The sequence below is a fragment of the Amycolatopsis albispora genome, from assembly GCF_003312875.1.
In the GTDB taxonomy this organism is placed as follows: Bacteria; Actinomycetota; Actinomycetes; order Mycobacteriales; family Pseudonocardiaceae; genus Amycolatopsis; species Amycolatopsis albispora.
In genome coordinates, this window is the sequence record NZ_CP015163.1 from 2,553,146 (window position 1) to 2,579,244 (window position 26,099).

General features: G+C 71.5%; 29 protein-coding genes. 19 read left to right on the plus strand and 10 right to left on the minus strand.

Going from position 1 to position 26,099, the window contains the following annotated elements; genetic code table 11:
- The first annotated feature begins 26 nt into the window (after positions 1 to 26).
- The gene (locus tag A4R43_RS11915) at positions 27 to 839 is read left to right on the plus strand and encodes a pentapeptide repeat-containing protein (protein WP_113692403.1); all 813 of its coding nucleotides are present in this window, start codon (positions 27 to 29) and stop codon (positions 837 to 839) included.
- Between the two features lie 36 nt (positions 840 to 875).
- On the opposite strand, the gene A4R43_RS11920 is transcribed toward A4R43_RS11915, so the two are convergent.
- Both A4R43_RS11920 and A4R43_RS11925 read right to left on the minus strand, forming a co-directional pair.
- On the minus strand, positions 876 to 1,205 hold the full coding sequence (locus A4R43_RS11920; RefSeq protein WP_113692404.1) for a hypothetical protein: 330 nt from the start codon (positions 1,203 to 1,205) through the stop codon (positions 876 to 878).
- Between the two features lie 3 nt (positions 1,206 to 1,208).
- On the minus strand, positions 1,209 to 2,459 hold the full coding sequence (locus A4R43_RS11925) for an aminoglycoside phosphotransferase family protein (protein WP_113692405.1): 1,251 nt from the start codon (positions 2,457 to 2,459) through the stop codon (positions 1,209 to 1,211).
- A 93-nt stretch (positions 2,460 to 2,552) separates the two neighbouring features.
- Between A4R43_RS11925 and A4R43_RS11930 the strand changes: the two genes are divergently transcribed.
- On the plus strand, positions 2,553 to 3,338 hold the full coding sequence (locus tag A4R43_RS11930) for a hypothetical protein (RefSeq protein ID WP_236808925.1): 786 nt from the start codon (positions 2,553 to 2,555) through the stop codon (positions 3,336 to 3,338).
- On the opposite strand, the gene A4R43_RS11935 is transcribed toward A4R43_RS11930, so the two are convergent.
- Complete coding sequence (locus A4R43_RS11935) at positions 3,263 to 4,078, minus strand: phosphotransferase family protein (protein WP_162788417.1); 816 nt, start codon at positions 4,076 to 4,078, stop codon at positions 3,263 to 3,265. The two genes, A4R43_RS11930 and A4R43_RS11935, sit on opposite strands and share 76 nt — an antisense overlap.
- Before the next feature lie 406 nt (positions 4,079 to 4,484).
- Here A4R43_RS11935 and A4R43_RS11940 point away from each other — a divergent pair, with 406 nt between their 5' ends.
- The 3 genes from A4R43_RS11940 (at position 4,485) to A4R43_RS42670 (ending at position 6,343) form a co-directional block, all read left to right on the plus strand.
- Positions 4,485 to 5,309 carry a L,D-transpeptidase gene (locus tag A4R43_RS11940; RefSeq protein WP_113692407.1) on the plus strand — a complete coding sequence of 275 codons (825 nt, stop codon included), beginning with the start codon at positions 4,485 to 4,487 and terminating at the stop codon, positions 5,307 to 5,309.
- A gap of 58 nt (positions 5,310 to 5,367) precedes the next feature.
- Positions 5,368 to 6,057: a choice-of-anchor P family protein gene (locus A4R43_RS11945; protein WP_236808927.1), complete on the plus strand. Its 690-nt coding sequence runs from the start codon at positions 5,368 to 5,370 to the stop codon at positions 6,055 to 6,057.
- A gap of 139 nt (positions 6,058 to 6,196) precedes the next feature.
- Positions 6,197 to 6,343: a hypothetical protein gene (locus A4R43_RS42670; protein ID WP_162788418.1), complete on the plus strand. Its 147-nt coding sequence runs from the start codon at positions 6,197 to 6,199 to the stop codon at positions 6,341 to 6,343.
- A gap of 2 nt (positions 6,344 to 6,345) precedes the next feature.
- Here the strand turns inward: A4R43_RS42670 and A4R43_RS11950 are convergent, their stop codons facing one another.
- Positions 6,346 to 6,909, minus strand: a complete 564-nt coding sequence (locus A4R43_RS11950; protein WP_113692409.1) for a TetR/AcrR family transcriptional regulator — start codon at positions 6,907 to 6,909, stop codon at positions 6,346 to 6,348.
- A 125-nt stretch (positions 6,910 to 7,034) separates the two neighbouring features.
- Between A4R43_RS11950 and A4R43_RS11955 the strand changes: the two genes are divergently transcribed.
- The 8 genes from A4R43_RS11955 to A4R43_RS11990 all read left to right on the plus strand — a co-directional run bounded on the left by A4R43_RS11955 (position 7,035) and on the right by A4R43_RS11990 (position 14,104).
- Positions 7,035 to 8,219, plus strand: a complete 1,185-nt coding sequence (locus tag A4R43_RS11955) for a cytochrome P450 (RefSeq protein ID WP_113692410.1) — start codon at positions 7,035 to 7,037, stop codon at positions 8,217 to 8,219.
- Between the two features lie 7 nt (positions 8,220 to 8,226).
- Complete coding sequence (locus A4R43_RS11960; RefSeq protein WP_113692411.1) at positions 8,227 to 8,442, plus strand: ferredoxin; 216 nt, start codon at positions 8,227 to 8,229, stop codon at positions 8,440 to 8,442.
- 233 nt (positions 8,443 to 8,675) lie between these two features.
- A complete protein-coding gene (locus A4R43_RS11965) occupies positions 8,676 to 9,470 on the plus strand; it encodes an ABC transporter ATP-binding protein (protein WP_113692412.1) in 795 nt (264 codons plus the stop codon).
- The gene (locus tag A4R43_RS11970; RefSeq protein WP_113692413.1) at positions 9,463 to 10,170 is read left to right on the plus strand and encodes an ABC transporter ATP-binding protein; all 708 of its coding nucleotides are present in this window, start codon (positions 9,463 to 9,465) and stop codon (positions 10,168 to 10,170) included. Before A4R43_RS11965 ends, A4R43_RS11970 begins: the two co-directional genes overlap by 8 nt.
- 28 nt (positions 10,171 to 10,198) lie before the next feature.
- Positions 10,199 to 11,050, plus strand: a complete 852-nt coding sequence (locus A4R43_RS11975) for a branched-chain amino acid ABC transporter permease (RefSeq protein ID WP_113692414.1) — start codon at positions 10,199 to 10,201, stop codon at positions 11,048 to 11,050.
- Positions 11,051 to 11,053: 3 nt separating this feature from the next.
- Positions 11,054 to 12,139, plus strand: a complete 1,086-nt coding sequence (locus A4R43_RS11980) for a branched-chain amino acid ABC transporter permease (protein ID WP_205215304.1) — start codon at positions 11,054 to 11,056, stop codon at positions 12,137 to 12,139.
- Positions 12,136 to 13,455: an ABC transporter substrate-binding protein gene (locus tag A4R43_RS11985; protein WP_113692415.1), complete on the plus strand. Its 1,320-nt coding sequence runs from the start codon at positions 12,136 to 12,138 to the stop codon at positions 13,453 to 13,455. The genes A4R43_RS11980 and A4R43_RS11985 overlap by 4 nt, the downstream gene beginning before the upstream one ends.
- 37 nt (positions 13,456 to 13,492) lie before the next feature.
- A complete protein-coding gene (locus A4R43_RS11990; RefSeq protein ID WP_113692416.1) occupies positions 13,493 to 14,104 on the plus strand; it encodes a TetR/AcrR family transcriptional regulator in 612 nt (203 codons plus the stop codon).
- Positions 14,105 to 14,113: 9 nt separating this feature from the next.
- Here the strand turns inward: A4R43_RS11990 and A4R43_RS11995 are convergent, their stop codons facing one another.
- Positions 14,114 to 14,593, minus strand: coding sequence for a hypothetical protein (locus A4R43_RS11995; RefSeq protein ID WP_113692417.1), 480 nt, complete (start codon positions 14,591 to 14,593; stop codon positions 14,114 to 14,116).
- 106 nt (positions 14,594 to 14,699) lie between these two features.
- On the opposite strand from A4R43_RS11995, the gene A4R43_RS12000 reads away from it, so the two are divergent.
- The gene (locus A4R43_RS12000; protein WP_113692418.1) at positions 14,700 to 17,357 is read left to right on the plus strand and encodes an AfsR/SARP family transcriptional regulator; all 2,658 of its coding nucleotides are present in this window, start codon (positions 14,700 to 14,702) and stop codon (positions 17,355 to 17,357) included.
- Here the strand turns inward: A4R43_RS12000 and A4R43_RS12005 are convergent.
- Entirely contained in the window at positions 17,347 to 17,742 is a 396-nt protein-coding gene (locus A4R43_RS12005) for an NUDIX hydrolase (protein WP_113692419.1), read from the minus strand. The genes A4R43_RS12000 and A4R43_RS12005 overlap by 11 nt on opposite strands.
- Before the next feature lie 98 nt (positions 17,743 to 17,840).
- Here A4R43_RS12005 and A4R43_RS12010 point away from each other — a divergent pair, with 98 nt between their 5' ends.
- The 3 genes from A4R43_RS12010 (at position 17,841) to A4R43_RS12020 (ending at position 20,695) form a co-directional block, all read left to right on the plus strand.
- Complete coding sequence (locus A4R43_RS12010) at positions 17,841 to 18,446, plus strand: hypothetical protein (protein WP_113692420.1); 606 nt, start codon at positions 17,841 to 17,843, stop codon at positions 18,444 to 18,446.
- A 69-nt stretch (positions 18,447 to 18,515) separates the two neighbouring features.
- Positions 18,516 to 19,829 carry an RNA polymerase subunit sigma-70 gene (locus A4R43_RS12015; protein WP_113692421.1) on the plus strand — a complete coding sequence of 438 codons (1,314 nt, stop codon included), beginning with the start codon at positions 18,516 to 18,518 and terminating at the stop codon, positions 19,827 to 19,829.
- Between the two features lie 80 nt (positions 19,830 to 19,909).
- The gene (locus A4R43_RS12020) at positions 19,910 to 20,695 is read left to right on the plus strand and encodes an SDR family NAD(P)-dependent oxidoreductase (RefSeq protein ID WP_113692422.1); all 786 of its coding nucleotides are present in this window, start codon (positions 19,910 to 19,912) and stop codon (positions 20,693 to 20,695) included.
- A 422-nt stretch (positions 20,696 to 21,117) separates the two neighbouring features.
- On the opposite strand, the gene A4R43_RS12025 is transcribed toward A4R43_RS12020, so the two are convergent.
- The gene (locus A4R43_RS12025) at positions 21,118 to 21,975 is read right to left on the minus strand and encodes a hypothetical protein (protein WP_113692423.1); all 858 of its coding nucleotides are present in this window, start codon (positions 21,973 to 21,975) and stop codon (positions 21,118 to 21,120) included.
- A gap of 112 nt (positions 21,976 to 22,087) precedes the next feature.
- On the opposite strand from A4R43_RS12025, the gene A4R43_RS12030 reads away from it, so the two are divergent.
- Positions 22,088 to 23,119 (plus strand): linear amide C-N hydrolase, encoded by a 1,032-nt coding sequence (locus tag A4R43_RS12030; RefSeq protein ID WP_205215305.1) that lies wholly within the window; start codon positions 22,088 to 22,090, stop codon positions 23,117 to 23,119.
- Here the strand turns inward: A4R43_RS12030 and A4R43_RS12035 are convergent.
- Positions 23,108 to 23,455: a DUF1801 domain-containing protein gene (locus tag A4R43_RS12035; protein WP_113692424.1), complete on the minus strand. Its 348-nt coding sequence runs from the start codon at positions 23,453 to 23,455 to the stop codon at positions 23,108 to 23,110. The two genes, A4R43_RS12030 and A4R43_RS12035, sit on opposite strands and share 12 nt — an antisense overlap.
- A 46-nt stretch (positions 23,456 to 23,501) precedes the next feature.
- On the minus strand, positions 23,502 to 24,002 hold the full coding sequence (locus A4R43_RS12040) for a hypothetical protein (protein ID WP_113692425.1): 501 nt from the start codon (positions 24,000 to 24,002) through the stop codon (positions 23,502 to 23,504).
- A gap of 64 nt (positions 24,003 to 24,066) precedes the next feature.
- On the opposite strand from A4R43_RS12040, the gene A4R43_RS12045 reads away from it, so the two are divergent.
- A complete protein-coding gene (locus tag A4R43_RS12045) occupies positions 24,067 to 24,507 on the plus strand; it encodes a MarR family winged helix-turn-helix transcriptional regulator (protein WP_113692426.1) in 441 nt (146 codons plus the stop codon).
- Here A4R43_RS12045 and A4R43_RS12050 read toward each other — a convergent pair.
- Positions 24,495 to 26,096, minus strand: coding sequence for an acyl-CoA synthetase (locus tag A4R43_RS12050; protein ID WP_113692427.1), 1,602 nt, complete (start codon positions 26,094 to 26,096; stop codon positions 24,495 to 24,497). The two genes, A4R43_RS12045 and A4R43_RS12050, sit on opposite strands and share 13 nt — an antisense overlap.
- Positions 26,097 to 26,099: the final 3 nt, after the last annotated feature.

The window sequence follows — 26,099 nt, forward strand, 5'->3', positions numbered from 1 at the left end:
GACCGAGAACCCGGCTGGAGCCCGTTTTGCCCGAGCTAGACCGCAGCGCCCTGCGCGCCGACTGCGCGCAGTGCTTCGCCCTGTGCTGCGTGGCACCCGCCTTCGCGAAGTCGGCCGACTTCGCCATCGACAAGCCCGCCGGGCGGCCGTGCCCCAACCTGCTCGAGGACTTCCGCTGCGGCATCCACACCGAACTGCGCCCGCGTGGTTTTCCCGGCTGCACGGTCTACGACTGCTTCGGCGCCGGCCAGAAGGTCGCGCAGGTCACCTACGGCGGCCGTGACTGGCGGCGGGCGCCGGAAACCGCGAAGCAGATGTTCGAGGTCTTCCCGGTCATGCGGCACCTGCACGAACTGCTGTACTACCTGACCGAGGCGCTCGACCTGCCGCAGGCCGAGCCGGTCCACAGTGGACTGCGCGAGGTGCGCGAGCGAATCGGCCTGCGTACCAAGGAAAGCCCGGAAGCACTGCTCGAAACCAACGTCGGCGCGTTGCGCGAAGAGGCGAACGCGCTGCTCTCGCGGGCCAGCGAACTGGCGCGTGCTTCGGTGCGGGGCAAGAAGAAGAACCACCGCGGTGCCGACCTGATCGGCGCGCGGCTGGCCAACGCCAAGCTCGCCGGGGCGAACCTGCGTGGCGCGTACCTGATCGGGGCCGACCTGCGTGGCGCCGACCTGCGGCTCGCGGACGTGATCGGCGCCGACTTCCGCGACGCGGACCTGCGCGGCGCCGACCTGTCCGAGAGCATCTTCCTCATCCAGTCCCAAGTGGACTCCGCCAGGGGCGACGGCCGCACCGCGCTGCCGCGGTCGCTGGCCGCGCCCGCCCACTGGGGGTGACCGGGGCGGGGAGGAGGGGTGCCCCGGTCACCGGCTTCAGTTGGGGCTGTCGGCGGTGTCCGTGTCGTCCGCGTCGTCTGGGGTGCTGGCCGTGTTCGCCGTGTCCGCGGCGTTCTGGCCGGCCACGTCGTCCGGCGAGTCGGCGGCGGAATCGGCCGAGTCGACCGGCGAAGCCGCGGGCGAGTCGGCGGACTCGGGTGACTGGTCCACCGCGGCCGGCGCCGCGCCCGCCCCGTCGATCTGCTGCACCACCGGCGCGGGCTGCGGGTCGTTGAGCTGGGTGCCGCCGTCGGCGGCGGCCACCGCGGTGCCGAACCCGGCCAGTGCGATGGTCGCTCCGGCGATGAGCCACGGTCGCTTGTTCATCGATCACTCCTTCACTGTGCTGACAAGGTCCACGATGCCGTCCGAAGATGAAGGCAGGGCGGCACCGCGGGTGAAGGAAATTTCATCGAGCAGCCGCTCGGCGAGCGCGAGCCGTTCACCGGTCCGGCGCCGCCACTCCGGCTCCTGCACCCGGTGCGGCCCGGTGGCCAGCGAGAGCACCACGGCCGCCGCGCGCCTGGCCAGGTCGGCGCGGTCGAGGTCCGCGGTGAAGCGGTCCTCCAGCACGGCACCGGCGGCCAGGATCGACGCCGCCTTGCCGGGGTGCAGCTGCCCGAGCACGGCGAGATGCCCGAGCAGGCAACCGGCGTCATCGAGCCGTTCCCCGCGCCCGGCGCCGTCGATGTCGAGCAGGCCGGTGACCCGGCCGTGCCGCACCAGCAGCTGGTTCTCGTACAGGTCGCCGTGCACCGGCACGTCCGGCCCCTGCGGACGGTCGTGGTCCACCGCACGCGCGATTTCCGTTGCCCGCGCGGAGAATTCGGGCGCCGCCGCGGCGATAACCTCGGCGTAGTGCCCGGCCTTCTGCCCCCAGGTGCGGCGGCGCGGGCCGTCCGCCAGCTCCGGCGGCAGACCGTCCAAAGCGGACACCACGCTCGCGGCGTCCAGTGCGACGGCCTCCTCGGTGAGCAGCACCTGCCGCAACGTCCGGCCGGGCAGCCCGGCCAGCAGCACCAGCCCGTCGCCGGTCCAGCCGAGCGACTGCGGTACCGCCGCCGACGCAGCCAGCCGATGCCGTTCGTGCAGTTCGCGCGCACGCGAAGGGCGCACCACCTTCACGAAGACCTGGCGCCGGTCACGCGTGGTCGCCTCGACCACCGCCCGCCGCCGCGGCCGGTACGACCGCAGGCGCAGCCGGACGTCGCCATCGCAGCGGAGCCCGGCGTCTTCGAGCAGGCGGCGCACACCGGCCGCGTCGAAGGCGGTCGGCAGCGCGGGCAGTTCCGGGTCGTACGGGAACCGCCACACGCCGATCTCGGTCACCCCGTCGCTCAGCCGGACCACGCCCTCGGGCAGCGGCCCGGAACAGGCGCCGAAGGTCTCGCCGGTCTCGGTGCCGTCACCCCAGCGCACGCGCGCGGTGTAGCCGACGGTGGTCCGGCCGCGCGGCTGGTGGTCCACCTGCGTGGCGGACCAGCGCAGCAGCGTGCCGCCCGCTTCGCCGACCACCGCGGTCAGCATCTCGCCCGCCGGTTCCCCGGTGAGCAGGCTCAGCTCGGTGTTCACCTGGTCCACCGTCCTGACCTCGCATGACGGCTTCGTGAGCGGTGGATGAGAGAACTTTCATCCAGGACGGGAAGGCGGTCCCGGCTGGCTAATCTGCCCGTTATGTCCAGTGTCGAGCACACGATTCAGCTCCGGCCGGTCCGGTTCCGCACGGCGGGCTGGGTGGTGCTCACCATCACCGTCGCGCTGAACGTGGCCAGCATGGCCGTGCCCGCGCTGATCGACCACCCGCTGACCAACGACCGCGGTGAGGTGCAGCTCTACCTGGACGTTTTTGTCGAGGGCAATCTGCCGACGTGGTGGAGCACCGGGCTGCTGGTCACCGCGACGGTCGCGCACCTGGTGGTCGGCCTGCTCGCGCGCGCCAGGGGCCTGCGCGGCGCGTGGGCGTGGTTCGGCAGCGCGCTCATGCTCGGCGCGCTGTCCCTCGACGACCACACGCAGCTGCACGAACGCCTCGACCGGATCGGCAGGCAGCTGGTGGTCTACGAGGACGGTTTCCCGTTCTACTGGCTGCTTCCCGGCATCGCCGCCGGGGTCGTGGTGGCCACCGCGATGCTGCTGCTCGCGGTGCGGCTGCGTGGCGCCGCCCGGTGGTGCATGGCCGGTGGCTGCGCGCTGCTGCTCGCCGCCGCGCTCGGCGGGGAGGCGCTGCAGGGCCTGCTGATCGCCGCGGACGAGAGCGGTCCGCTGTACGTGCTCACCTACCACGCCGAGGAACTGGGCGAGAACCTCGGCGTCCTGCTGATGCTGGCCGCCGCCGCGCGGTCGGTGGTCGTCACCCGGCACCCGCGTGGTTTCGACGTGGAGGCCTACGGGGTTTCGAGCGCTTCGAGCAGGGCGAAACCCTGGCGCGCGAACTTGGGCAGGTCCCGCGCGAGCGCGTAGACCAGCACACCGGCGACGGTGTGCAGGCGGACCAGCGCCATCGCCTCCGGCCACGGGTACACCGGATCGGCGTGCCGGTGGTAACCACGCAGGAAGGCGTCCCGCACGGCCGGGTCGGACAGCGGGAAGGCGGCCAGTTCGCCGAAGTCGAGCAGCGGGTGCCCGCAACCGGCGTCCTCCCAGTCGAACCACCAGATGGCGCCGCGCTCGTCCACGCCGAAGTTCTTCCAGTGCACGTCGCCGTGCAGCAGCACCGGCGGCCCGGTCAGCTCGACGCCGTCGAACCGGTCGCGCACGCGGCGCACGCGGGCGGCGGCCTCCCCGTCGATCCGGTCGAGCACGGACAGCCGGTGGTCGAGTTCGGCGCGCGGGTCGAGGTGGTCCAGCCGGTCGGTGAGGTCGAGCGCGGCGGACGCCCGGTGCAGGCGGCCGAGCATCTCCCCCGCCGTCTCGACCGCCTCCGGCACCGGGTCGAACGGGGCCAGCTCGACCCATTCGTAGGACAGCCACCAGCGGTCCGGGCCCAGTTCGCCGTACCCGAGGAGCCGCGGGGTGCGCGGCACCAGCGCCTCGGCGAGCGGCGCGGCCTGGATCGCGTGGCGGTGGCACGCGGGATTGTCCAGCACCTTGACGAAGCTCCCGTCGGCCCGGAAGTGCTGGTTGTGGAACTCCCCGGCCCGCTGCCACGGGGTGACCGGCACACCGAGCGCGCGTTCCAGTTCCCCGGCGGCGGACGACATGGTGATCACCCAACCACGCCCGGCACTGGGGTGCACCCCAGTGCACTCCAGTGCCCGGCGGATACTGTCACCCGTTCGAGGAAAAGCAAGCCGCCCCGCCCGCCGGGGCCCCGCCGCAGGCACTCCCCGTGATCGCCACCCGGCGGCAATTGTCGGCGTCTCTCCGAAATGGACGCAGGAACCGCCACTCAGAGTGTGTTTTCTCGCGCGTTACAGAAATTGGTTTTCCGCCCCGATCGAGTGAACCAGGCCCATTGTTGTGACCTGCGGAAACAACGGAAAACCGCAGGCAGCGGTGTTTCGAATACAAATCGTGTGCGTTGATTGACGCAGGGCTTCGGTGTTAGCAATGGCTTCCCCGGATTCACATCCTGTTGTGGATGACTCTGCGCAAGGACAGACCCTGATGACCCAACTGCAGACCTCCCGCGGTGGCGCACGCCCTCATGCGGTTTTGGCGCTCATCGCACTGGTGCTGGTGGTGCTGCCGCTGTCCGGCTGCGGCACCGCCGGCGACGAAGGTGGCGGGGCCGCCGCCCCCGCGGCTCCGCCACCGCCGTCACCCGAAGCGCTCGCCGCACTGCCCGAGGCGAACACCTTCGGCGAACTGAACTCCGCGCCCGCGGACCCGTCGCCGCTGCTCCCCACCGGCGGCGAGGTGCTGCACCCCAAGGCGGACGCGGTGGTCTACCGCGCGCCGGGCGGGGAACCGATCGCGCGGCTGCCGCAGACCCAGATCGGCTCGCCGACCTGGGTGCCGGTGATCTCGCGGCAGGGCGACTGGGCGCAGGTGCTGCTGCCGACCCGGCCGAACGGCGCCAGCGGCTGGCTGCACGCCACGCCGGAGACCGTCGAATCGGCGCACAACGACTTCCAGGTCACCGTGGACCTCGCCGAGTTCCGGCTGGAGATCCTGGAAGCGGGCAAGCCGACCGGCTCGTGGACGGTCGGCATCGGCAAACCGGAGCACCCGACGCCCACCGGCCGCGCGTTCATCCTCGCCTCGATCGAGGAGAGCGTGAACACCTACAGCCCGATCGTGCTGCCGCTGAGCAGCCACTCGGACTCACACGAAACGTTCGGCGGCGGGCCGGGCACCGTCGGCCTGCACACCTGGCCGGACGACAGCTTCGTCGGCAAGGCCAACAGCGACGGCTGCATCCGGGTCACCCGGGAGGCGCTGGACCGCCTCGTCGAACTGCCACTCGGCACCGTCGTCCTGATCACCTGAGCGGCCAGCCCCGACCAGGTCCGCTCACCAAATCCCCCGAAAAATGGAGGTAGTTCCCTTGTCCCCACGTACCACCGGCGTGCTCGTCTGCTCGGTGGCGGCCTGCCTGGCCGTCGCCACCCCGGCCGCGGCCGCCCCGGCCGAGTCCGCGTACGCCATCGCCGCGTCCGGGCTGGTCAAGATCCCCCGCACGCCGTCGGTCACCGGCACCGGCCAGGAGTCGCTCGCCTCGGTGGCGCTGCCGACCTCCGGCCCGTCGCTGGTCAGCGCGAAGGCGCTGAACGCCGAGGTGAAGCCGGGCCACGCCCAGTCCAGCGTCGCCGGGCTCTCGCTGGACCTCGGCGTGCTGCCCGCCGCAGCCACCCTGCCCGGGGTGAGCGCCGAGGTGATCAAGGCCGACTGCCGCGACGGCAAGGGTTCGGTGTCGATCGCGAACCTGAAGGTCGGCGGCAAGGCGGTCAAGCTGGACCAGGTGCCGCCGAACACCACCGTGCCGCTGGCCCCGCTGCTGGAGCTGGTGGTGAACAAGCAGGCCAAGAACGACGACGGCACGCTGACGGTGACCGCGGTGTCGGCCAAGCTGCTCGGGCAGACGCAGACCCTGGACATCGCTTCGGCCACCTGCGCCAAGCCCGGCGACGACAACACCCCGGCACCCCCGACCAAGCCGGGCGGCGACAAGCCCCAGCCGGGTGGCAAGGCCCCCAAGCCCACCCCGGTCCCCGCCCACCTGGACGTCACCGGCTGACCCCGGCGGGCGAAGGCCCCCCGGGGCCTTCGCCCGTTTCCCGTCCGGCCGGGAAACACGAAACCCCTTCTGCGCCAAGCATTCCGGACGAGAGGCTGGGCTTTGCGACCCACAAGCCCACGCCCCGGCTGGAGTGAAGATGAAGATCCTGTGCCCGCTGTCCACCTTGGTCCGGCTCGCGCTCTGGCTGACCGCGCTCGGCGTCGTGCTGGGTGTCGCGATGACCGCCGAACCCGCTGCCGCACCCGCGAAACCCGCTGAGATCTCAGTACACAGTGCCCGCTGAGCTCAGCCCGAGCGTTCGAGGAGGGTGCGCACCGCGCCCAGTACCAGGTCGACCACCTCGTCCGGGTCCGCATCGGCCAGCGGGTCCTTCTGGGCGATGTGCCGCAGCAGGCCGATGCCCAGGATCCACGCGAGCACCAGGTCGGCCCGCAGGTCCGCGTTGTCCGCCTCGGTGAGGGCCGCGAGCGCGTGGCTGTACTCCTCCCCCACCTCGCGGCGGATCGCGGCGGCGGCGTTGTCGTTGCCGGTGGAGCGGAGCAGCGTCTCCAGCGAGTGGTGCGCCGTCGACTCGGGCACCAGGATGCCCCGCAGCGTGTCCTCGACCAGGGTCTCCGGCGCGCCCTTGGCCAGCCGCTGCCGGCCCCGGCGGGCGACCACCGCCTCGAACAGCGCTTCCTTGGAGCCGAAGTAGCGGAACAGCAGCGCCTGGTTCGCCTCCGCCTGGCGGGCGATCTCACGCACGGTGGTGCGGTCGAACCCGCGCTCGGCGAAGAGCTGCTCGGCCGCGTCGAGCAGGGCCTGCCGGGTCGCCGTCGCGTCGCGGCGGCGCCGTTGCCGTCCGGTCACCGTTCCCCCTCCAGGTCAGGCGCACACGGTATCCCGGCTCCTCCCGGTGATCACGTTGACGCGATCCGTGACCCGGTCGTACGTTGTAAGCAGTTGCTTACAACAACGATCAACGGGGGTCGCCGATGACCAGCCTCGAACCCGTCACCTACCCGTTCAACCAGACCGACGGCCTCGAACTCGACGCCGCCTACGCCGACGCCCGCGAGCGCGAGGGAATGCTCCGCGTGCGGCTGCCCTACGGCGAGCCCGCCTGGCTCGCCACGCGCTACGCCGACGTCCGGCTGGTGCTCGGCGACCGCCGGTTCAGCCGGGCCGCCGCCGAATTCCACGACGCGCCACGCAGTTCACCCGCGCAGCGCACCAACGGCATTCTCGCGATGGACCCGCCGGACCACACCCGCCTGCGCACCCTGGTGGCGAAGGCGTTCACCAAGCACCGCGTCGAGTCGCTGCGGCCGCGCGTCCGCGAGCTGGCGCACTCCCTGCTCGACCAGATGGAGGCCATGGGCCCGCCGGTGGACCTGGTGGAGAACTACGCGCTGCCGATCCCGGTCGCGGTCATCTGCGAACTGCTCGGCGTGCCCGCGGCGGACCGGCCGCGCTTCCGCGTGTGGAGCGACCGCCTGCTCTCGACCGCCGGGCTCACCCTCGAGCAGTTCGACCGGAACCAGGAGGAGATCCGCGAATACATGGCCGGGCTGATCGAGCGGCACCGCGCCGAGCCCGCCGACGACCTGATGACCGCGCTGATCGAGGCACGCGACGTCCGCGACCGGCTGTCCGAACTGGAACTGGTCGACCTGTGCGTCGGCATCCTGGTGGCCGGGCACGAAACCACCGCGTCGCAAATCCCGAACTTCGTTTACGTGCTGTGTGAAAATCCCGGCGAACTGGCCAAATTGCGGGAACACCCGGAACTGCTGGACAACGCGGTCGAGGAACTGCTGCGGTACGTGCCGCTCGGCGCCGGGGCGGCGTTTCCCCGCTATGCCACCGAAGACGTCGAGGTCGGCGGTGTGCTGGTCCGCGCGGGCGAACCGGTGCTGGTCGCGGTCGGCGCGGCCAACCGCGACCGGCTGCGCTTCGAGGAGGCGGACGAGCTGAAGGTCGATCGTGAAGTCGGCCAGCACCTCGGGTTCGGGCACGGTGTGCACCACTGCCTCGGCGCGCAACTCGCGCGACTCGAGTTGCAGGAGGCGCTGGGCGCGCTGCTGCGGCGGTTTCCCGGGCTGCACCCGGCCGGGGACATCGTGTGGAAGAGCCAGATGATCGTGCGCGGGCCGCGCACCATGCCGGTGGGCTGGTGAGCGCGGAATGACTTGGCAAGTCGAGGTGTCGGCCACGGACTGCATCGCGTCCGGCATGTGCGCGGCGCTCGCGCCGGAGCACTTTGTGCTCGAAGGCGAGCACGCGGAACCGGTCGCGAGCGAGATCGAGCCGGACGAGATCGTGCTGGACGCGGCGGATTCCTGTCCCGTGCAAGCCATTCTGGTCCGCGACGGCGACCGGGAGGTCGGCCCGCGCCCGTAACCCCCCACTCGCACCCGGAAAACGGAACTCGGCTGCCCGCGCGGCAGCCGAGTTCCGTGCTTCCCGGGCTTTTCCGGGGCACGTCCACGCACTGGGCGCACGGCACGCTCAGGTCACGACCGGCACCCGAGGGGTTGACACGCCGATGCCCGGTTCCGCATAGTTTCGCGTCATACCGACCGCGCGGTATCGGGTGTTCCACATATTGGGAACCCGTGTCGTGGAGGAGACCAATGACGATCGCTTCCCCCTCACCGTTGCTGGAGCTCGACCGGATCACCGTGCGGTTCGGCGGCCTGGTCGCGCTCCGCGAGGTCACCATGGCGGTGCCACCCGCCACGGTCGTCGGCGTGATCGGCCCCAACGGCGCCGGCAAGACCACGCTGTTCAACGTGATCTGCGGGTTCGTCCGGCCCGAGCAGGGCACGCTGCGCTGGCGCGGTGACCCGCTGCGCAACCACAGTCCCCGCGAACTCGCGGGCCTCGGCATCGCGCGCACCCTGCAGGGACTCGGCCTGTTCGCCGGGCTCACCGTGCTCGAGAACGTGCTGGCGGGCGCGCAGAAGCACGCCACGGCACAGGGTTTCGCCAATCTCTTCGGCACGCGCAAGGCGGCCCGCGACGAAGCCTCGCTCACCGCGAAGGCCCGGCACGTGCTGCACGAACTCGGCGTGGACCAGCACGCCGGGGCGTTCCCGCGCATGTTGCCCTACGGCGTCCAGAAACGCGTCGCGCTGGCGCGGGCGCTGGTCTCCGAGCCCGCCATGCTGCTGCTCGACGAACCGGCGAGCGGGCTGTCCGGCGCCGAGATCGACGAGCTGGCCGAGCGCATCCGCCGGTTCACCGACACCACCTCGGTGGTGGTCGTCGAGCACCACATGGACCTGGTGATGCGGGTGTGCGACCACATCGTGGTGCTCAACTTCGGCGAGGTGATCGCCGACGGCACCCCGGCCGAGGTCCGCGCGGACCCGCTGGTCACCGAGGCCTATCTCGGCGCGGAAACGGAGGAGACCAGCCGTGCTTGAGGTCGAGGAGCTGGTCACCAGCTACGGCGCGGTCCGCGCGCTGGACGCGGTCAGCCTGTCCACAAAGGACGGATCGATCACCGCGGTGCTCGGCGCGAACGGCGCGGGCAAGACCACGCTGCTGCGCACCGTCGGCGGCCTGGTCGCCCCGGACAGCGGGCGGGTGCGCTTCGACGGCACCGACGTCACCGGCTGGCCCGCCGACCGCCTCACCCGCAGCGGGCTGGTGCACGTGCCGGAAAGCGGTGGTGTGATCACCGAGCTGACCGTCGAGGAGAACCTGCGCCTCGGCGCGCTCTGGCGCCGCGACCGCGCCGACCGCGCGGCCGCGCTGCGCGAAGTGCTGGAGTTGTTCCCGCCGCTGGCCGAACGCCAGGGCAAGCTGGCGGCCACGCTGTCCGGCGGCGAGCGGCAGATGCTGGCGATCGGCCGCGCGCTGATGAGCAGGCCGCGCCTGCTCCTGCTGGACGAGCCGTCGCTCGGCCTGGCGCCGCTGGTCACCCTGCGCATCCTCCAGGTGATCGAGGACCTGCGCGCGGCCACCGGGCTGACCGTGCTGCTCGTCGAGCAGAACGCGCGCAGCGCGCTGTCCGTGGCGGACCACGGGTTCGTGCTGTCCCTCGGCCGGGTGGTCGCCACCGATCGCGCCGAGGACCTGCTGGCCGACGACCAGCTCCGCCACGCCTATCTCGGCTTCTGAACCCCCGACCGGAACGGAACCGCAGTCGATGAACGGTTTCCTGGCCCTGACCGTGAACGGTGTCGCCACCGGCGCCGTCTACGCCGCGCTGGGGCTGTCGCTGGTGATCATCTACCGGGCCACCCGGGTGATCAACTTCGCGCAGCCGGCGCTGGCGCTGATCTCCACCTATCTCGCCTACTCGGTGAACAAGGCGACCGGCAGCTACTGGCTGGCCTTCGCGGTGGCGCTGGTCGCCGGCGCGATCCTCGGCGCGCTCACCGAACGGCTGCTGATCCGCCCGCTGCGCAACCGCACCGAGCTCAGCCCGGTGATCGTCACCCTCGGCCTGCTCATGGTGCTGCAGGCGGTGGCAGGCATGATCTGGACCAACGAGCCGCAGTCCTTCCCGTACGCCTTCGACTTCCGCGGCATGTTCTCCAGCTCGAACCTGTTCACCGTGCTGGTGGTGCTCGGCACCGCGGCGGGCATCGGGCTGCTGTTCCGGTTCACCGCGCTCGGCCTGCGGCTGCGGGCGGCGGCGTTCAAGCCGGAGGTGGCGCGGATGCTCGGCGTCCGGGTCGGGCTGATGCTCACCGTCGGCTGGGCGCTCGCCGCCGCCGTCGGCGCGCTGGCCGGTTTGCTGGCCACCCCGCCGTTCCTCTTCCCCACCGTGCTCGACGGGGTTTTTGTCTACGCGCTGACCGCGGCCGTGATCGGCGGGCTGGACAATCCGGCGGGCACCGTGCTCGGCGGCTTCGCCGTCGGCATTGGACTGTCCTATGTGTCCGGTTACCTCGGGCCGGAACTGGTCACCGTCGCCGCGCTGGCGATCCTGGTGCTGGTGCTGGCCCTCCGCCCGAACGGCCTGTTCGGCCACGCCGTCGCCAGGAGGGTCTGAACCATGGCAGGAAAGTCCACCGCGCTGCGCGACCGCCTCACCGCGGGCACCCCGGCGCCGCCGGCCACCCGGGCCGGGATGCCGCCGCTGGTCCGGCACCTGCTGCTGGCGCTGGCCGCGCTCGCCGTGATCGTCGCGCTCACCTTCGTCGTCGACCCGTTCACCAACGTCCGGCTGGCCACCGTCGGCTACTACCTGATCGCGGTGGCCGGGCTGACCCTGCTCACCGGGTTCAACGGGCAGGTTTCCCTCGGGCACGGCGCGTTCATGTTCATCGGCGCCTACACCGTGGCACTGCTGGTGCTGCACGTGCCGAGCCTGCCGTTCTGGGCCGACCTGCTGCTGGCCGCCGCGGCCAGCGGGGTGGCGGGCACGCTGGCGGGCGCCGCCGCGGCACGGCTGCACGGGCCGTACCTCGCCGGGGCCACGCTCGCGCTCGCGGTCGGCCTGCCCGCGGTGACCCAGCGCTTCCCCGAACTGCTCGGCGGCAGCAACGGGCTGGCGTTCACGGTGAACAGCAGGCCGGCCGCGCTGGCGGGCACCATTCCCACCCCGCAGTGGCAGGCCTGGGTGGTCTGGACCACCGTGTTGCTGGCGCTGGTGGTGCTGGCGAACCTGACCCGCTCGCGGTTCGGGCGCACGCTGCGGGCGGTGCGGGACGACGAGGTCTCCGCCGAGCTCGCCGGTATCCACATCGGACGGACGAAGATCCTGGCCTTCGTGCTCAGCGCGGTCTGCGGCGGGCTGGCCGGTGGCCTGCAGGCCTTCCTGCTCGGCACGGCCGCGCCGGGCTCGTTCACCCCGGTGCTGTCGCTGAGCCTGCTCGCGGCGATGGTGCTCGGCGGCATCGGCAGCATGTGGGGCGCGCTGTGGGGCGCGCTCGCGCTGGTCTACTTCCAGGCGTGGTCGGAGGACCTGACGCACGCACTGGAGCTGGGCACCGACATCGCGAACAACCTGCCGCTCGCGGTGTACGGCGTGGTGCTCATCGTGGTTGTCCTCGCTTTCCCCCAAGGGATCCAGGGCGGGGTCCGGGCTCTGCGAACCCGCCTGTCCCGTCTCCGACGCACGGAAGAAGGTCATCGATGAAACGAACCACGGTCCTCGCCGCGGCACTGGCCGCGGCACTGACCCTGGCCTCCTGCAGCGGGGCCGGTGAGCAGCAGACCGGCGACACCGCCGACGCCGGCGCGGCGCCCGGGGTCACCGACACCAGCGTGCTGATCGGCACGCACCAGCCGCTGACCGGCCCGGCCGCGCCCGGGTACAGCCGGATCTCGGTCGGTGCCAGGGCGATGTTCGACTACATCAACGAAAACGGCGGCATCAACGGGCGCAAGATCGAGTACCGCGTCGAGGACGACGGGTACAACCCGACGCGCACGGTCGAGGTGGTCAAGAAGCTCGTCCTGCAGGACCAGGTGTTCGCGCTGCTCGGCGGGCTCGGCACGCCGACGCACTCGAAGGTGATCGAGTTCCTCAACACCGAGAAGGTGCCCGACCTGCTGGTCTCCTCGGGCGCGCTGATGTGGGACGACCCGGCCAAGAGCCCGATGACCTTCGGCTACCAGGTGGACTACACCCGCGAGGGCAAGATCCAGGGTGACTGGATCAAGAAGAACCTGGCCGGCAAGAAGGTCGGCCTGATGTTCCAGAACGACGACGTCGGCCGCGACTCGCAGACCGGGCTGGACCAGTTCATCGCCGGCCAGATCGTGTCGCGCCAGGGCTACGACCCGGCCAACACCGACGTGGTGCCCCAGATCTCGGCGCTGCGCGACGCCGGTGCCGAGGTCATCGTGTGCTCGTGCGTGCCCGCCTACACCGCGTTGTCCATCCTGAACGCGGCCAAGCTCGGGTACCGGGCCCAGTTCGTGGTCAGCAGCATCGGCGCGGACCCGGCCACGCTGACCGGGCTGCTGCAGGAGTTCGGCAAGCGCGGCGGCACCGAGGTCTCCGCGGGGCAACTGCTCAACGGCCTGGTCGGCACCGGCTACCTGCCCGACGTCAGCCGCGCCGACGACCCGTGGATCAAGCTGCTGCGCGAGGTGCACCAGAAGTACATCCCGAACGAGCAGCTGACCAACACCGTCATCTTCGGCATGGTGCAGGCGTTCACCTTCGCGCAGGCGCTCAAGGCGGCAGGCCGGGACCTCACCAGGCAGAAGCTCGTCGACGCGATGAGCTCCGGCGCGCTGGAAGGTCCCGGCCTCACCCCCTTCGGATTCACGCAGCAGTCGCACTCCGGGTACACCGGCGCGTTCGTGTTCAAGATCAATCCGGACACCACCACCACGGAGATCCAGCCGCCGATGGTGACCGACCGCGCCACCGGGCCGATCACGCCGGCGAACCTGCAGCGGAAAACTCCGCAGGAGATCAACCTGTTCGGCGGTACCAGCTAGCATGTGATCATCTACAACCGTGGAAAGGAGTCCCGGCATGACCGGCACGGCCGCCGAGTCCGGCGACGGTTCCACGGTGCGCGACAGGGTGCTCCGCGCCGCGACCACCCTGTTCGCGCAGAAGGGCTACGAGGGCACCTCGGTCCGCGAGATCGTGCTCGCGGCCGGGGTGACCAAGGGCGGGCTGTACCACTACTTCGACTCGAAGGACGACCTGCTCCACGAGATCTACACGCGGATGCTGCGGGTGCAGACGCAGCGGATGGAGACCATCGCCGCGTCCGATCTCCCGCTCCCGCAGCGGCTCCACGCGATCGTGGTGGACGTGGTCGCCACCAGCATCGCCCACCTGGACGAGGCGGTGGTCTTCTTCCAGTCGATGCACCTGCTGCCGGAGCGGAAGGTGGCCCAGGTGCGCGCGGAACGCCGCCGGTACCACGAACGGGTCCGCGAGCTGGTCGCCGAGGGCCAGCGCGCGGGCCTGTTCCGCACCGACGTGCCCGCCGACATCGTGGTGCAGTACCACTTCGGCGCCATCCACCGGCTGGGCCACTGGTACCACCACGACGGCCCGCTCAGCGGCGAGCAGGTCGGCCACCACTTCGCCAACCTGATGCTGGCCAGCCTGCTCGACGACTTCAGCCTGTGAACGGTCAGGTCAGGGCACCACGTCGGTCACGGTGTCCTTGATGACCTGCCACTTCCCGCGTTCCTTCACCAGGGTCAGGCTGATCGTGTAGTGCCGGTTGACGTTCTGCGAGGGCACCTGGTAGTACGCGTCGAGAATGGCGAACCCGGACTTGCAGCCGTTGACCACGGTGTGCGTGACCGTCCACGGCATGGACCACTCGTAGGGCAGCTTGAACGCCTCGATCACCGGATCGACGTTGGCGTCGTAGCCGATGAACAGCTGGCCCTTGCGGCCGACGGTGACCATGTCGCGGTGGATGATCGCCCGGTAGCGCGCCTCGTCCCGCTTGTTGAAGCTGTCCATGTCCTCCCACACGGCGTGGTCGAATTCCCGCTGGCAGGCCTGGTTCGCCGCCTGCTCGTCGGTGGCCGACGCCGCCATCGGCACCACCACCGCCGCCGTGCCCACCGCCGCGACGCCCAGTGCCGCGGACACCCATTTGCGCATTTTGCCCTCCGTAATCCGGCTTCGTGGTGAGGAGCCTGCCGGGGCCGCGCACCGCCTCCGCATCACCCGTGCATCGCCCCCGCCGAGCTGGTTAGCTGAGCAGGTCATGGAGGGTCCGGGGTTCCGAGTGCTGGGGCCGGTGCGCGTGTGCACCGGGGACCGGTCCGTGCCGCCCGCCGGGCCGCGTCAGGAACGGGTGCTCGCCGCGCTGCTGCTCGACGCCGGGCGGGTGGTGCCGGTCGAGCGGCTGGTCGACGTGGTGTGGGACGGTGAGCCGCCCGCGACCGCGACCAGGCAGGTTCGCAACGTGACCACCGCGCTGCGCCGTGCGCTGCTCGGCGCGGGCTTCGCCGAGGACGTGCTCACCGCGGAAGGCCCCGGTTTCGTGCTGCGCCCGCCGTGGCTCGACCTGCATGAATTCGAAGCGCTCGCCGAACGCGGCGAGTACCGCGAGGCGCTGGCGTGCTGGCGCGGCCCGGCGCTGGCCGGGGTCGGCAGCGCCGCGCTCGACGGCGCGGTGGCCAGGCTGGAGGAACGCCGTCTGTCCACTGTGGAGTTGTGCTTGTCCGGGGAACTGGCCGAGGGCGCCGATGTGGTGGGCGAGCTGACCGCGCTGGTCGCCGAGCACCCGCTGCGCGAGGGCTTCGCCGGGTTGCTGATGCGGGCCCTGATCCAGCGCGGGCGGCAGGCGGACGCCCTGCGGGTGTACCAGTCGGCGCGGCGACGGCTGGTGGACGAACTCGGCGTCGAGCCGGGGCCGCGGCTGCGCGCGCTGCACGAGGAAGCGCTCCGCGACCCGCCGGAGGATCGGGCCGGGCCGTGTTACCTGCCCTACGACCTGCCGGATTTCACCGGCCGCGAGCACGAGGTGCAGCAGTTGGTGACGCTGCTCGCCGAGGGCGCGCCGGTGGTGGTGGACGGCATGGCGGGCGTCGGCAAGAGCGCGCTCGCCGTGCGCGCCGCACACCTGGCCGCCCCGGCCTTCGGCGACGGACAGCTCTTCGTCGACCTGCACGGTTACACGCCCGGCCGCGCGCCGCTGCGCCCGGAAGCCGCGCTCGCGGCGCTGCTGGTGCAGCTCGGCGTGCCCGCGAACCGCCATCCCGGCGACCTCGAAGGCCGGGCGGCGCTGTGGCGGGCACGCACGGCGGGCCGGAAGTTGCTGGTACTGCTGGACAACGTGGTGAACGAGGAGCAGCTGCGGCCGCTGCTGCCGGGCACCGGCACGGTGGCCGTGCTGGCCACCAGCCGCCGCCACCTCACCGCGCTCGACGGCGCGGTGCCGGTCTCGCTGGACCTCCTGCCGCCCGCGACGGCGGCCGAGCTGTTCACCGCGGTCTCCGGCCGCCGGGACGCGGGAGTGGCCGCGCGGTGCGGTTATCTGCCGCTGGCCATCCGGATCGCCGCCGCGCGACTGCGGCACCGTCCGCAATGGACGGTCGAGGAGCTGGCCGGCCGGCTCGGTTCCGCGCATCACCGGCTGGCCGAGCTGCGTGCGGGCAGCCGGGACGTGGCTGCCGCGTTCGAACTGTCCTATCAGGACCTTACCGGTGAGCAGCGGCGCCTTTTCCGGTTGCTGGGCGGGCATCCCGGCAGCTCACTCGCCGTCGGCGCCGCGGCCGCGCTGGCCGGACTGTCGCGAGTGGACACCGAACGGCTGCTGGAGGATCTGCTCGACGCGCATCTGCTCACCCAGCGCGGCCGCGGTGCCTACCAGTTCCACGACCTGCTCGCCGAGCACGCCCGAAGTCTCGCGGACGAGAACGAAACCGCCGTCGCGCTCGACCGCCTGCTGGACCACTACCGCGACGGCGGAGACGAGGACTGGTACGCCGCGGAAGACCGGAACCTGGCCGCTGTCACCGAGCACGCGCTGCTCAGCGGGCGGTACGACCACGCGTGGCGGATCGCCGAGCACGCCACGGCGCACCTGCAGCAACGCGGGCGCCGCGACGAGTTCCTGGCCGTGGCACGCGCCGGGCACACCGCCGCCAGCCGGGCGGGCGACGCCGACGCCATCCAGCGCAGCCTCGGTTATCTCGCCGACGCGCACTGGGAATCCGGTGAACTCGCCGAAGCCATGGCGTGCGCTGAGGAACGGCTGCGTGTCGCCGAATCCGCCACCGACCGCGCCAGCGCGCTGAGCAGGCTGGGCGCGCTGCACGGGATGTTCAGCCGCTACGGCGAAGCCCGCACCTGCTACCGGGAAGCCCTGGCACTGGCCGGTGAGGACCCGGCGCTGACCGGGCTGATCCTGGCGAACGCCAGTCACAACGAGGAAATGCTCGGCGAACTCGACGAGGCGCTGGCCTGCGCGCGCCGCGCCACCGAGATCCGGCGGCGCGCCGGGGACCACCGCGGTGCCGTGCTCAGCGTCGCACAGGAGGCCGTGGTGCTGTCGCGGCTGCGCCGGACCGGCGAAGCCGTCGCCGTGGCCGATCGGTCCGTACGCGAGGCGGTCGAGCTGGCTTACCCGTTCGGCGAGGCGTGGAGCCGCATCGACTACGCCGAAGTGCTGCTGGCCGCGGAGCTCCCGGCGCGCGCCAGGGAGCAGGCCGAGCGCGCGTGCGAAATCCTGACCTGGCTGAACCACCCGCTGATGCTCGCCATGGCCGCCAACAGCCTCGGCACCGCCTGCCGCGCCACCGGCGATCCGGAGGCCGCGCTGCGGCACCACCGGCTGGCCCGCGACACCGCGCGGCGAATCGGTTACCTGGCCCAGGAAACCCGCGCCGACCACGGCATCGCGATGCTCAGGGAGTGAGCGTTTCGCGCACGTGCGGCAGCAGGTCCAGCCCAGCGGCCTTCGCCGGGGTCAGCCAGGCGTATTCCTGGTGCTCGCCGGGATTGAGCACCACTTCCCCGGCTCCGTCTGCGGCCACGTAGATCCGGGCGTGGACCCGCAGATCGCGGCCGGTGACGTCCATCCAGCTGTGGCGGCTGCGCTCGCCGGTGATGCGGATGGTCAGCCCCGTCTCCTCGGCGACCTCGCGCACGGCGGCGGTCTCCATCGGCTCACCGGGTTCGACCGTGCCACCGGGCAGTTCCCAGCGCCCGCCGTGGAAGGTGCCTTCGGTGCGGCGCAGGAACAACACCGCGCCGTCGCGCTCGATCCAGCAGTACACCAGGTGCTTCTCCGCGGTCCCCATCGCCGCATTCTCGCGCACGGCGAGGATTCGGTTCCCGGCGGCGGGGTAGTTCCCCGTGGTTCCGGTAGTTCTCCCCTGCCGCTGCGAGGTGTCCCCGCATGAAGCTCTACGCCGATCGGCCGTTCCGCTGGTGCCTGCAGGTGCTCAGCGATCTTTTCGCGGTCTTTGTCACCGGGTTCGCGACCTGGCTGGCGACGGAGGCGCACACGCAGGTGATGCGCCTGCGCGCGCCGGGCGACGGCCTGATCGAGGCGGGCGCCGGCCTGCGCGGCACCTTCGACTCGGCGGCCGACAACGCCGACGACCTCCCGCTGGTCGGCGAGGCGCTGGCGGGCGCGCTGCACACCGGCTCGGACGCGGGCACGCGGCTGAGCGAGGCGGGCCAGTGGCAGGTGGCAGCGGTCAGCGACCTGGCGTGGTGGCTGGCGGTGGTGCTGATCGGCCTGCCGGTGCTGTTCCTGCTGGTGACCTGGCTGCCGCTGCGGGTGCGGTTCGTCCGCCGGGCCACCGCGGGCGTCCGGCTGCGGCGCCTCGGCGAGGGCGGGCAGGACCTGCTGGCGTTGCGAGCGCTGGTCACCCAGCCCCTGCCCCGGCTGGCCGCCGCGGGTGAGGTCACCGACGGCTGGCGGACGCGGGATCCGGAGGTCATCGCGGAACTCGCCGGCTGGGAACTCCACCGGCTCGGCCTGAGCGCCCACGTATAGCCTATTATACGACCGCAGGGGCACGCGTAACGCGAACGCGTGTGACGTTTTTTCCGGGGGGAAGGTGCCATGGCCGGACCGGTCTGCGCGAACTGCGGTGGCCCGCTGCCGCCGAAGACGGGACCTCGCGGGCGAACCGCGGTCTACTGCTCGGCCGCGTGCCGTCAGCGGGCCTATCGGTCGCGGCGCACTCCCGAACCCGACGTCACGGCTCTCATCACCGAGGTCGGCCACGTGGCGAACCGGCTGGCCCCGCAGCCACCGGACACCTTCCTCACCGATCTCGCCACGCTCACCTCACGGGTCAGCAGGCTGCGGCGCATCGCCCAGCTCACGCTGCGGGCGAAGGAGGAAAACGTCACCGAGGACCCGGTGACGGAAATCGGGCACGAGGTCGGGGACGAGGTCGCCTTCGCCGGCCGGATCGAGCAGCACCAGCGGGAACTGCGCGTGCACTGCTACCGCATGGTCGGCTCCTACGACGACGCGGAGGACCTGGTCCAGGAGACCTTCCTGCGGGCATGGCGTGGCCGTGACGGCTTCGAAGGGCGGTCGAGTTTCCGCGCCTGGCTCTACCGCATCGCCACCAACGCCTGCCTGGACTTCCTGCGCCGCAACAAGCGGGTTCCGCGTCCCTACGACCCGCTGCCCGGCGTCGACCAGCGGGGCGAACCACCCCAGTTCCTGCCCTGGCTGCAGCCCTATCCGGACGCCCAGCTCGACGAGGTCGCCTCGGCCGAGGCCGAACCCGACGAGGCCGCGGAGTCCAGGGAGACGGTGGAACTGGTTTTCCTCGCCGCCATCCAGCACCTGCCGCCGAAGCAGCGGGCCGCGGTGATCCTCGGCGACGTGCTCGGGTGGACCGCGCCGGAGACCGCCGACCTGCTGGAAACCAGCGTCGCGGCGGTCACCAGCGCGCTCCAGCGCGCCCGGGCCACCCTGCGTGAACGGCTGCCGCGGCACCGCGGCGAGTGGGCACGCACCACCGAGCCGACCGAGGAGGAGCAGGCCGTCCTGCGGCGCTACATGGCGGCCGCCACCGGCAACGGGGACGCCCGGGTGATGGCCGAGTTGCTCCGGGAAGACGTGCTGGTCACCATGCCGCCGAACCCGCTGTGGTTCTCCGGCCGCGACACCTTCCTCAAGTTCGTCAGCGAGTCGCTCGACCCCGCCTCACCAGGCTATTTCGGCGAATGGAAGCACCTGCCGACCAGCGCCAACCGGCTCCCCGCGGCGGCCGGGTACGTGCGACGGCCGGGCACCCGGATCTACCGCGCGCAGGTGCTCGACGTGCTGCGGATCGAGGACGGCAAGGTCGCCGAGATCACCGCTTTCGAGCCGCACCTGTTCCCCGCGTTCGGCCTGCCGCTGACGCTCACCTGAGCCACACCGATGGGATTCGCGCGCCTTCCGCGTCTCAACGGTCGAGCACCACAACACGACCCGAGCGGAAGGAACCTCCCATGAGCCTGCACAACAAGAACGCGGTCATCTACGGCGCCGGCGGAGCCATCGGCGGTGGCGTCGCCAGGGAATTCGCCGCCCGCGGCGCCCGCGTCTTCCTCACCGGACGGCACGAACCGGCGCTGACCAAGCTCGCCGGCGAGATCAAGGAAGCCGGCGGCCGGGCCGACGTCGCCGTCGTCGACGCTCTCGACGAAACCGCGGTCGACGAGCACGCGGCCGCCGTCGTGGCCGAAGCAGGCAGCCTCGACATCTCCCTCAACCTGGTCAGCCGCGGTGACGTCCAGGGCGTCCCGCTGGCGGAGATGTCGGTCCAGGACTTCGCCGGCCCGATCACCACCGGCGTCACCACCAACTTCATCACCGCCCGCGCGGCCGCCCGGCACATGACGGCCCAGGGCTCCGGGGTCATCCTCGCGCTCAACAGCGGCTCCGCCCAGGGCAGCCCCATGATGGGCGCGACCGGCTCGATCGACGCGGCGCTGGACACCTACATCCGCAACCTGGCCGTCGAGATCGGCCCGCAGGGCGTGCGCGCCCTCGGTGTGTGGGTGGCCGGGATCCCGGAGACGTTCACCCCGGAGAAGCTCTCCGCCGTCAACAGCTCGCTGCCGGTGAGCCAGGAATCGGTGCAGCAGATCCTCGACGCGCTCACCGAGGCCCGGATGACCAAGCGGTCGCCCCGGCTGGCCGAGGTCGCCGCCACGCTGGCGTTCCTCGCCTCGGACGACGCCATGGGCATCACCGGCACGTTCGTCAACGTCACCAGCATGTTCCCCAGCTGATCGCGGACCTGGTGGAATCACGCCCCGGCGAAGGCGAGCACCCGCGCCGACCGGTGCAGTGCGCTGTGTTCGGCGAAGATGAAAGTCTCTCGAGACCGCGCGCTCGGTCTCGGACAGCTTGACGAACCGGCTCAACGGCGTGGCGGCGCGGACCAGGTTCCGCGCCGCCCACCCGTAGAACCGCCAGCCGGTTTCCCGAACCCGCCTGGTTCCACCGCGGTCACGGGAAAACCCGGCCAGGTGGACGCAGGCACAGCCGAGCCCGGTGAGCACTTCGGTCAGCCATCGGGCGTAGTCGTCCGCGCCGTGGAGCAGCACCATCGGCGCACCGGTCTGGTCACCGCACTGCCGCACCCTCGTGGTACCCCACGAAGTGTCGAGGTCGCGCCTCCACCGGAAAGCCGCGTAACCGCGGAAGCGGGTCAGGAGGTGGTAGAGGTGGTTGTCGCGGTGGCGGGCTGGCGGGCGATGGCCGCGTAGTGGGCGGCACCGATCGCGCCCGCGATGGCGAAGATGAAGCCCGCCACGGCGGCGCCTTCGAAGCCCGCGCGCACGCCGTCCTCCAGGTAGACCAGGCCGATCAGGGAGGACAGCGCCGAGTTCGTGGTGAACATGATGGCGGTGACCGCGGTGGCGCCGCTCTTCTGCAGGGCCATCGCGAACAGCACGGCGGCCGCGATCCCGTTCAGCGGGATCGCCCACGCCGTCGGTTCGAAGATGATCGGCCAGATCGAGTCGGGGATGTGCAGGGTCCGCGCCGCGATGCCGACGAAGCTGTAGCCGAGCCCGGCGCCGAAGGCCAGCATGGGCGCCGCCCAGAAGCCGGTGCGCCGACGCGCGTAGACCGCGATCGCCAGCACCGGCACCACCATCGCCGCCAGGCCCCAGCGCCAGCCCGCCTCCAGCACCTTGCCGGGGCCGGGGTCGGCCGAGATGCCGAGCAGGACCAGGCCGAGCGCGCCGAGGCCGAGCGAACCCCAGCCCGCGGCGGCGAGCCGCGTGCCGAGCAGCGCGGAGATGAGCGCGGTGACACCGACGCTGAACGCCAGCACGGACTGCACCAGGAACAGCGGCAGCCGGTGCAGCGCGGCCGCGGCGAACAGGAAACCGAGCACGTCCACGCCCAGCCCGAGCCAGTAGAACGGCTGCCTGCCGACGCCGATCAGGTCCCGTGACCGGCCGGCGTACGCACCCGCCCGCCGGATGCCGATCGACGCCAGGATCGATCCGCTACCCGACGCCACCGCCGCCAGCACGGCGAACACGTATCCGAGGATCACCCCGGAAGTGTTTCATCCGTGGTGTCCACCACCCGGATAGGGCCTTGACCACGCAGGTCGGGCCGCCGATCGGCGGTATCCGGGCGGCGGCAGGCCGGGTGAGGATGAACGGGTGATCCGCGTCGCGTCCGCACTGGTGATGGCCGTGCTGCTGGCCGTGCTGACCGCGTGCCAGCCCGCGCCCGGTGCGCCCGCGCCGGTGGCCGGACACAGCACAGACAGCACGGGTGGCACGGGTGGCACCGTCAGCTCGGCTGACCCGGCCAGCGCCGCCACGCTGGCCAGCTTGCGCCGGATCGACGACCACCCGCTCTGGACGATGACCTTCCAGGGCGGCTACGACCGCTACACCGGCATGACCGCGCCGCAGCCGGCGTTCGGCTGCTCGCTGTTCACCGCCCACGGCGACCCGGCGAACCCGCTGTTCGGGCGCAACTTCGACTACCCGCAGCAGCCGGTGCTGTTGCTGTTCACCGCACCGCCCGACGGCTACGCGTCGGTCTCGCTGGTCGACACGTCGAACCTGGGCTTGACCCGCGAGGTCGACTTCGCCACCGAGGCGGGCAGGCGGGCGCTGCTCAACGCGCCCCTGCTGCCCTACGACGGGATGAACGCGAAGGGCCTGACCATCGGCATGGCCACCACCCCCAGCGCCGAGCCGACCCGGCACGCCGGTCGCGGCCAGGCGGGCGGCATCCGGATCATGCGCCTGGCACTGGACGAGGCAGCCACCGTCGACGAGGCGCTCGCCGTGTTCGACCGGCACAACCTCGACTTCACCGCGGGCCCGCCACTGCACTACCTGGTCGCCGACGCCCACGGCCAGGCCGCGGTGATCGAGTTCGTCGACGGCACCATGGTCGTGCACCGGCAGCAGGGCCCGTGGCAGGCGCTGGTCAACTTCGAGCTGACCGGCACCGACGAAGCCACCAGGCAGGCCGACCCGCGCTACGCCACCGCGAGCCGCGCCCTCACCGCGGCCGGTGGCAGGCTCGGCCCCGGCGAGGCGATGGACCTGTTGTCCCAGGTGCAGCAGGGACACACCCAGTGGTCGGTGGTCTACGGGCAGAAGACCGGCGAGATCCGCATCGCGACCGGACGCCGCTACGACACCGTGCACACTTTTCAGTTGTCAATGGCCTGACGCATCACCTCCCTGGTCCAGTAGGTCGGTCTGGTGGTCGATGGCGGATCGGATCAGCGCGCGCACCTCGTCCGGGTGGTCCAGGGCCACCCCGGCCCGGATCTCACGCACGTAGCGACCCGATCCGGCGAGGAGCCCGGCCGGATCGTCGAGCAGTACGCCCTTGTGGAAGACCAGCCGCGCGCCGCTCTTCGGCGCGGCGATAGCGCAGAGCCAGTGGTGCCAGTCGCCGCCGAGGGTGAAGGTGCGCCGACCCCACTTGACGGCAGCCTCCAGCCGGGCATCGGCCGAGCTGACCAGTGCCTCGAGCGCCTCGAGTTCCGCTGAATTCGCCATGCTCCGATGCTGCCCCGGGGGTACGACAGTTTCGCGCCCACGACGTTCAGGACGCCGGCACGCGCTCCGGCTCCGTGCACAGGACCTGCCTTGCCAGGCCGATCCACCAGATGAACGTCAGCGCGATGATCGTCGGGTTCTTCAGGAACAGCAGCCACGCCAGGTACCCCTGACGCGCCGATTCCGGCAGCAGCCCGCCGACCACCCGCTCAGCGACCACGTCGAACACCGCGAACGCCACCGACAGCAGCACCCCCTGGAGCACCAGGCTCCGCCAGTGGTCGCGGAAGAACGCCGAGGCGTTCGCCATCCGGGGCCGCTGACCTCGGAACGCCAGCCAAGCGACCACCGCGACCAGCCCCAGCCGCACCAATCCCACCAGCACCTCGGAGGCGACGACCAGCCCACCGGGCATCTCCCCGCCGACCACCAGCAGCCGCTGCAGAGACGGGATCAGTGACAACCCTGCCACGAGCGGCAGGTGCCGCAGGTAGAACCGCCAGGCCCACCGAGGTACCCGCAACGCCAGCCCCAGTTCCGCACGCATGTTCTCTCCCTCGAAAGTATTTTAGTTCACAATACAGAAATATCCGCCTTGCTAAAGTGACGGCGTGAACGGCGCGGAACTGGGACGTGAGCTGAGCACCGCCGTGGTCGCCTTCCACGAGGCCATCGGCGCGCGACTGGGCGTGAGCGCGGTCGACCAGCGGGCGTACGCGCTGATCGGGAAGCGCGGCCCGCTGTCGGCGGGCGCGCTGGCGAAGGAGATCGGCCTGACCCCGGGCGCGGTCACCGGCATGGTCGACCGGCTGGAGCGGGCCGGGCTGGTGCGCCGCGAGCCCGATCCTGAAGACCGGCGGCGCGTGGTGATCAGCACCAGCGAAGGCGGCGCGCGGGTGTTCGGCGCCGCGTTCGCCGGGCTGGGCAGCGCGATGGAGGACCTGATCAGCGGCTACTCGGAAGTCGAACAGCGCGCCATCGCGGACTACGTCACGCGAACCGTGGAAATCCTGCGGGAGCAGACGAAGAAGCTGACGGCTCAGGACTCCTGAGCCAGCGTGGCGTGCCGCTCGCGCAGCTCCCGCTTGAGGATCTTGCCGCTCGGGTTCTTCGGCAGCGAGTCGGCGAACACCACGTACTTCGGGCACTTGTAGCCCGCCAGGCGCCCGCGGACGTGCGTGAGCACCTGCTCCTCGGTCAGCGTCACGCCCTCGCGCGGCACCACCACCGCGGTCACCGCCTCGATCCAGTGCGGGTGGCTGATCCCGAACACCGCCACCTCGGCCACCCCGTCGAGCAGGTAGACCGCCTCCTCGACCTCCCGGCTGGCCACGTTCTCGCCACCGGTCTTGATCATGTCCTTCTTGCGGTCCACAACGGACAGATAACCGTCCTCGTCGAGCACGCCGAGGTCACCGGAGTGGAACCAGCCACCCCGGAAGGCCGCGGCCGTCTTATCCTCGTCGTCGTAGTACCCCAGTGTCGCGTGTGGACTGCGGTGCACGATCTCGCCGACCTGGCCCGGCGGCAGCGGGTTGTCCCGCTCGTCCACGATCGCGGTCTCCACGTTGATCGAGGGCCGCCCGGCCGAACCGGCCTTCGGCAGCTGCTCGTGCGGGCGCAGGATGGTGGCCAGCGGCGCCATCTCGGTCTGCCCGTAGAAGTTCCAGAACTCCACCTCCGGCAGCCGTTCCCGCAGCTCACGCAGCACCTCGACCGGCATCGGCGACGCGCCGTAGTAACCCTTGCGCAGGCTGGACAGGTCGGTGCGGTCGAAGTTCTCGTGCCGCAGCAGGGAAATCCACACCGTCGGCGGCGCGAACAACTTGGTGGCGCGCTCCTTCTCGACCGCGGCGAGCAGCGCCGCCGGGTCCGGGCCGGGCAGGATCACGCTGGTCGCACCGAGGTAGACGTCGACGGAGAAGAAGCAGTCCAGCTGCGCGCAGTGGTACAGCGGCAGCGAGTGCACCTCGACGTCGTCCGCGCTCATGTTGCCGTCGATCGCGCACGAGACGTACTGCGCCAGCAGCGACCGGCTCGACAGCATCACGCCCTTCGGCCGCGACTCGGTGCCGGAGGTGTACATCAGGCGCAGCGGGTCGTCGTCGGTGACCAGCACGTCCGGCGCGCTGACGTCACCGGGCCCCTCGATCCAGTCGGTGACCTCCTCCCAGCCCGGCTCGTCGCGCGCGCCGCCGGAGATGCGGGCGCGCGGCACGTCGTCCATCTCGGCCAGCGCCAGCGCGTGGTTCGCGGTGTCGACCAGCGGGCTCTCGGCGACCATGCCGCTCACGCCCGCGTGCCGCAGGATGTAGGCGACCTCCTCGGCACCCAGCATGAAGTTCACCGGGACGAGCACCACGCCCAGCTTCGCGGTGGCGAACACCAGCACCGCGAACTCCCAGCAGTTGTGGCTCAGCAGCGCCAGCCTGTCCCCCTTGACCAGCCCGCGCGCGGCCAGCGTGTGCGCGCACCGGTTCACCGCGGCGTCGAACTCGGCGAAGCTGACCCGGCGGTCCCCGGAGACCACGGCGAGCTTGTCCGGGTACCGCAGCGCGGTGCGGCGCAGCAGGTCACCGACCGAATGCTGGCGGGCGCGGGCGATGGCGTCGGCGGTCTCCGGCGTGAAGGCACTGGGCATGGC